We start from the raw sequence: 7319 nt of genomic DNA on the forward strand, positions 1-7319 counted from the left end.
TCCGCCCCTCCACGAATTCCCAACCTCAGCACACTAACAAAAATCGCCCCTTACGGCAAGGCGCATCGCCAATGAATCCCTTTGACCTTTCACCTTAATGACTTTTCCGCTACAATCGCCGCCATGAAAATTCTTCTCGCCACCCTGCACGCCAAGTACGTCCACTCCTCCCTTGCCCTCCCCGCCCTGGCGGCCGCCTGCGCCGGCCTGCCGGGGGTCGAGCTGGAGATCCTCGAGCTGACGGTGAACGAGCACCGGGACCAGCTTCTCTCCCGCCTGGTGGACGCCAGGGCCGACGTGGCCATGTTCTCCTGCTACATCTGGAATACCGAGCTTACCCTCAAGCTCGTCTCCGATCTCAAGAAGCTCGATCCCCAGCTCTTCGTGGTACTGGGAGGCCCGGAAGTCTCCTTCGGCTCCTTCGAGCTGATGCAGCATAACCCGGCCATCGACTGCATCGTCCGCGGGGAGGGCGAGATCACCTGCCGCAGGCTCCTGGAAGCCCTGCTGGACCGCCAGCCGCTCGACGGCATTGCCGGCCTGAGCTATCGCGAGGACGAGGAGACCGTTGCCAACCCGGAGGCCGAGGTGGTCGCGGAACTCGACACCCTCCCCTCCCCTTTCCTGGCGGGATTGGCCGATCTCTCGAAGCCGCTCGTTTACTACGAGACCTCCCGCGGCTGCCCTTTCTCGTGCGCCTTCTGTCTCTCCTCTCTGGAAAAAGGAGTGAGATCCTATTCCTATGAACGGATCGAAGCCGACCTTGGTTTGCTGATGGAATCGGGGGTGCGGACCATCAAGTTCGTGGACCGGACCTTCAACTACGACGCCGGGCGGGCTAACAGGATCTGGCGGTTCATCCTGGAGAACAACCGGGAGAGCAAGTTCCATTTCGAGATCGCCGCCGACCTTTTGACCGGCGAGAACATCTCGTTACTGTCGCAGGTACCCGCCGATCTCTTCCGCTTCGAGATCGGGGTGCAGTCGGGAGGGGAAGAGACGCTCGCCAAGGTGGAGAGGAAATCGAGCCTGGAGAAACTCTTCTCCAACGTGCGCCGGCTGAAAGAGGAGACCAAGGTCACCGTCCACCTGGACCTGGTGGCCGGCCTTCCCGGGGAGTCATTCTCCGGCTTTCTATCCTCCCTCGAAAGCCTCTTCAAGGTGGCGCCAGATCACATCCAGGTCGAGCCGCTGAAGGTAATGAAAGGGACCCGGATGCGCGGCATCGCCCGGAGCGAAAAGTACGCGTATTCGGAGTCGGCACCGTACAAGGTACTGCAGACCCCATGGCTCAGCTACGCGGAGATCTGCTCGATCGAAAACATCAGCCGGCTGCTGGATCTGCTGTACAACAGCGGCAGGTTCGCCACCTCGTTGGCGGTGCTGGCAGAGCGGGCGCCGCTCTCGGAAATCTTCGTCGCCGCGGCATCTTTTTTCGAGAGCCAGGAGGTGGCCTGGAACCTCTCCCTCCCTCCCCTCTTCGAAACCCTCAACGGCTTCGCCGCCACCCGGCTTGCCGGCGAGGAACTCACCCGCTTCCACGATGCCCTCGCCTACGACTACTGCCTGACCGGCTATCCGGGAGGCAACCTCCCCTCCTTCTTTGGCCCCCCCCAGAAACCGGGAAGAGAGCCGCTGCCGTCGCTCCCGGTGGTCCGCAAAGACGAGCGAGTGAGATACTACCGTCGCACCTTCGCCCGTGACTATCGAGTCACCCCGTGGCATGAGCACCCCGCCACCGTAACCTTCGTCTACCGCTCCGCCCCCGGAGAAGGCCTGACCGTCCAGATCCTGTAGCCCGCCCTTTTCGCCCCCTCCCCAAGCAGCCTCAATATAATTAGCTACTATTAATCAAATCGACATAGCCTCCATGGAGATGCCACCCCAGCGGACCCTCCCCTTCGAGGGGAGGGTCAGGGTGAGGATGGGTTTACTCACATCGCCTGTTTGAGACTGAAATAAAGTGAGGTTCCGCATGGAATACTTCACCGTATCCTGCCAGCGCAAAGGAAAGGTTATCCTGGACGGATTGGATTTGGGAGAAAACCGGAGAGGAGACACCCTGCGCGTGTTTCAATGCGACCCTGGATTGCACGATGTGACACTGGAGTGTTTGTTGGGGGGAAGGTGCCGGGTCATGACACAGAGGGTCATGATCGCCGGCACCAATGCTATTTTACCGGTACAGGTACGCTTCGTCTGCATTCTATGAGCTATCAGCGCACCGCTTTGAGGATCTCGACAAGGAAGTCCCAAAACTTAGGGACCGAAGCGATATCGATTCTTTCGTCAGGAGAGTGAACCGCGTGGAGCGTGGGGCCGAAGGAGATCATGTCGATCCCGGGTATCCGCTCGCCGATGATTCCGCACTCAAGCCCGGCGTGGACGGCGGTGACTTCGGGTTCCTTACCGTAAAGGGCGTGGTATTTTTCTTTTGCCACGGCAAGGATGGGCGATTTAACGTTCGGTTTCCACCCCGGATATCCTGAGCCCCCCGTAACTTCAGCCCCACCCAAGCAAAGAGCCGCTTCCACTGTTTCGGCGACCTCGGCCAGACGGGAGGCCACCGAGCTCCTTTGGCTGGTGATCAATTCGATGGTGTCCTGGTGAGTCCTGATGACGGAAACATTGGTGGAGGATTCGACCAGGCCCGGCATGTCCGCGCTCATGTGCTGAACGCCAGACGGAAGCGCCGCGATCGTGCGGCAAAGGCGCTCCTGGAGAGAGGCCGTAATCACCTCTCCGCTCCCCCCCAGCTCTTCCGCAAGAGTGAGTTCGAGGTCGGGATCTACCGAGGCAAACTCAGCCCGATAGGTGGAGTTGAGCGAGTTCACCAAGGCCTTGGCATCATCGAGTCGCTCCTTGGGAAGAAACGCCACCGCAGAGCACTCACGAGGGATGGCGTTGCGCATGTTGCCCCCCTCCAGAGAAGAGAGCCGCAATCCTAGAGTCCCCAGCTGAATGATGGCTCGGTTGAGAATCTTGATGGCGTTGCCGAGCCCCCTCCCGATATCGATCCCGGAATGGCCGCCTTTCAGCCCACGCACCATGATGCGCACCTGCGTGAAACCGGTGGACGGTCTTTCTTTAGCGAGCGTCCACTTGCCAACCGTATCGCGACCGCCGGCACAACCAATGAAGATGACGCCCTCGTCCTCGGAATCAAGGTTAAGGAGAATGCGGCTTGTAACGAGGTCTGCGGTCAGGTTTAAGACACCGGTGAGCCCGGTTTCCTCCTCGACGGTGAAGAGCAGTTCGAGGGGACCGTGCTCGAGATCGGCATCCTCCATGATGGCAAGACTGGTCGCCACGCCGACACCGTTGTCGGCGCCGAGGGTAGTACCATCGGCAGTGACGAAGTTACCGTCGCGCAGCAACTCGATGGGATCCGACATGAAGTCGTGTGCCTTGGTAGCGTTCTTCTCACAGACCATGTCCAGGTGAGACTGCAGACAAACGGAGGGTAGACCGTCTCTCCGCTTGGAGGCAGGCTTTTTGACGACTACGTTACCGAAACCGTCCTTGCGGGCTTCCAGGCCAAGCGATTGAGCACGGTCCAGCACGAACTGGGCAGCGCGCTCCTCATGCCCGGACGGGCGCGGGATGCGTGACAGCTCAGCAAAGCAGCGCCAGAATCGTTCGGGTTTCAACCCGCCGATAGCGGGGCAGACGTTGAATTCCAATGGGCACCTCCCTGGGTAAAATCGGATCAGCTAGAAGATACCAGATTTTCCGTTTAAGGGAAGGCCAATTGGAGACAAACAACGTGAGGCTGGATGATCACGGAACCGGAACTGGAGGCGGTTTGGGAAGGCCCGGAGGGGCTGGCGGTTGCCACCAATGACAACCATAGAGAGAATTGAGGCCGAACAGGATAGCGATGAGCACCACGACGATGCGAAAAACTTTGTTCATGTCGCCCCCTCCGAAGTCCGTAGCTAACATGATGGTGAGAAGAAATGGACGAGAGATATTATTAGAATGTTATAATGTGATTGGGAATTGTGGAGAGTGAAAAAGAAAAGCCCCGCGCTGGATAACCAGGCGGGGCTTTCTATTAAATTCCCTGCGGCGACCTACTCTCCCACACCGTTACCAGTGCAGTACCATCGGCCCTGAGAGGCTTAACTTCCGTGTTCGGGATGGGAACGGGTGTGGCCCTCTCGGCATCGCCACAGAGAAACTCTTGGGGGCTGGCTCCGAAGGTGCCCGACCCCTTGTCTCTATGGGTCCTATAGGACCTATGCGTCCTATACGACCTATAACAATCGCATGCTCTTGATCTGTCGGCAGCTCTGGCAGTTTATATCGGGGGGGCTGGGTCCCAGCCCCCCCTTCAGTTAATTTTTATGGTCAAGCCTCACGACCGATTAGTACCGGTAAGCTGAACGCATTGCTGCGCTTACACACCCGGCCTATCAACGTTGTGGTCTACAACGGGTCTTCAGGGGATTGCTCCCGGGGATACCTAATCTTGAAGGAGGCTTCCCGCTTAGATGCTTTCAGCGGTTATCCTTTCCGTACATAGCTACCCAGCGACTGCTCCTGGCGGAACAACTGGAACACCAGAGGTACGTTCAACCCGGTCCTCTCGTACTAAGGTCAACTCTTCTCAAGTATCCTGCGCCCACGGTAGATAGGGACCAAACTGTCTCACGACGTTTTAAACCCAGCTCGCGTACCGCTTTAATTGGCGAACAGCCAAACCCTTGGGACCTACTTCAGCCCCAGGATGCGATGAGCCGACATCGAGGTGCCAAACCTCCCCGTCGATGTGAACTCTTGGGGGAGATCAGCCTGTTATCCCCGGCGTACCTTTTATCCGTTGAGCGACGGCCCTTCCATACAGAACCGCCGGATCACTAAGACCTACTTTCGTACCTGCTCGACTTGTTGGTCTCGCAGTCAAGCTCCCTTATGCCTTTACACTCTACGGCTGGTTTCCAATCAGCCTGAGGGAACCTTCGCGCGCCTCCGTTACTCTTTGGGAGGCGACCGCCCCAGTCAAACTACCCACCAGACAGTGTCCCCGACCCGGATGACGGGCCTGGGTTAGACATCCAAACAAACCAGGGTGGTATTTCAAGGTTGGCTCCACCGAGACTGGCGTCCCAGCTTCAAAGCCTCCCACCTATCCTACACAAGCTTATTCGAATGTCACTGTCAAGCTGTAGTAAAGGTGCACGGGGTCTTTCCGTCTTACCGCGGGTACTCGGCATCTTCACCGAGAATTCAATTTCGCTGAGCCACTGGTTGAGACAGCGCGGAAATCGTTACGCCATTCGTGCAGGTCGGAACTTACCCGACAAGGAATTTCGCTACCTTAGGACCGTTATAGTTACGGCCGCCGTTTACCGGGGCTTCGGTTCAAAGCTTCACCTTGCGGCTAACAAATCCCCTTAACCTTCCGGCACCGGGCAGGCGTCAGACCCTATACGTCGTCTTGCGACTTTGCAGAGTCCTATGTTTTTAGTAAACAGTCGCTACCGCCATTTCTCTGCGACCCCCCCTAGCTTCACGTGCGAATCGCTACACCTGGAGGGGCATACCTTCTCCCGAAGTTACGGTATCATTTTGCCGAGTTCCTTAACCAGTGTTCTCTCAAGCACCTTAGGACATTTATCCTCACCCACCTGAGTCGGTTTACGGTACGGTCACCTGCTGTCTGAAGCTTAGAGGCTTTTCTTGGAAGCATGGGATCGACGACTTTACGGGGATACCCCCTCGTCATCAGTTCTCAGCGTTGAATGGAAGAAGGGATTTGCCTCCTCTTCCCGCCTACGACCTTAAACCAGGACAACCAGCGCCTGGATCGTCTACCCTTCTCCGTCCCCCCATCGCAACAACAGGTGGTACAGGAATATTAACCTGTTTCCCATCAACTACGCCTTTCGGCCTCGCCTTAGGGACCGACTAACCCTACGCAGATTACCTTTACGTAGGAAACCTTGGGTTTTCGGTGACAAGGTTTCTCACCTTGTTTTTCGCTACTCATGTCAGCATAATCTCTTGTGATACCTCCAGCCGTCCTCGCGGTCGACCTTCGCAGGCTTACACAATGCTCCCCTACCACTCGATCCTTAAGGATCGAATCCGCAGCTTCGGTACTACGCTTAGCCCCGTTACATTTTCCGCGCAGACCCACTCGACCAGTGAGCTATTACGCTTTCTTTAAAGGGTGGCTGCTTCTAAGCCAACCTCCTGGTTGTCTGGGCATTTCCACATCGTTTTCCACTTAGCGTAGATTTTGGGACCTTAGCTGGCGGTCTGGGCTCTTTCCCTTTTGACCGCGGATCTTATCACCCGCAGTCTGACTCCCGTGATAACAGTTGATGGTATTCGGAGTTTGGTTAGGTTTGGTAATCCGGTAAGACCCCTAGCCCATCCAGTGCTCTACCCCCATCACTTACTTCACGAGGCTATACCTAAATATATTTCGGGGAGAACCAGCTATCTCCGAGTTTGATTAGCCTTTCACTCCTATCCACACCTCATCCCCTGGCTTTTCAACGCCAGTGGGTTCGGGCCTCCACGAAGTGTTACCTTCCTTTCACCCTGGACATGGATAGATCACCCGGTTTCGGGTCTACCTCCAGCAACTATGTCGCCCTATTAAGACTCGCTTTCGCTGCGGCTCCACTCTATGAGCTTAACCTCGCTGCTGAAGGTAACTCGCTGACTCATTATGCAAAAGGCACGCGGTCACACTGGGTTACCCCATAGTGCTCCCACTGCTTGTAGGCATACGGTTTCAGGTTCTATTTCACCCTCCTCATAGGAGTACTTTTCACCTTTCCCTCACGGTACTAGTGCACTATCGGTCAGAGAGTAGTATTTAGCCTTGGGAGATGGTCCTCCCGGATTCCCACCAGGTTTCACGTGCCTGGCGGTACTCGGGGACACCCTAGGGTGACTCAAGGTTTCGGATACGGGGCTATCACCCACTATGGCCGGACTTTCCAGACCGTTTTCCTACCCATTGTCAATCCCACGTCGGGGCCCCACAACCCCAAATCCACCGAAGTAGATTTGGTTTGGGCTGTTCCGCGTTCGCTCGCCGCTACTGACGGAATCACTATTGTTTTCTCTTCCTGGGGGTACTTAGATGTTTCAGTTCCCCCCGTTCGCCACGCATGGCTATGTATTTACCATGCGTTACTGGAGCATTACCTCCAGTGGGTTTCCCCATTCGGAAATCTCCGGGTCAAAGCCTGTTTAGCGGCTCACCGAAGCTTATCGCAGCTTACCACGTCCTTCATCGCCTCTCTCTGCCTAGGCATCCACCGTACGCCCTTAGTAGCTTGACCATAAAAAAACCT

Annotated in this window: 2 protein-coding genes and 2 rRNA genes; 1 reads left to right on the top strand and 3 read right to left on the bottom strand. The window is 56.6% G+C overall.

The window, feature by feature from the left end; genetic code table 11:
• The first annotated feature begins 123 nt into the window (after positions 1-123).
• Positions 124-1797, top strand: coding sequence for a B12-binding domain-containing radical SAM protein (locus ACYVL5_RS14440; protein ID WP_460596280.1), 1674 nt, complete (start codon positions 124-126; stop codon positions 1795-1797).
• 419 nt (positions 1798-2216) lie between these two features.
• Here the strand turns inward: ACYVL5_RS14440 and ACYVL5_RS14445 are convergent, their stop codons facing one another.
• From ACYVL5_RS14445 to ACYVL5_RS14455, 3 genes are all read right to left on the bottom strand, one after another.
• Positions 2217-3683, bottom strand: a complete 1467-nt coding sequence (locus ACYVL5_RS14445; protein ID WP_460596281.1) for an aminoacyl-histidine dipeptidase — start codon at positions 3681-3683, stop codon at positions 2217-2219.
• A 380-nt stretch (positions 3684-4063) separates the two neighbouring features.
• Positions 4064-4180 (bottom strand): 5S ribosomal RNA (gene rrf, locus ACYVL5_RS14450).
• 169 nt (positions 4181-4349) lie between these two features.
• Positions 4350-7307: ribosomal RNA gene (locus tag ACYVL5_RS14455) — 23S ribosomal RNA — on the bottom strand.
• Positions 7308-7319 lie beyond the last annotated feature (12 nt).

The sequence above is a fragment of the Geomonas sp. Red276 genome, assembly GCF_054784495.1.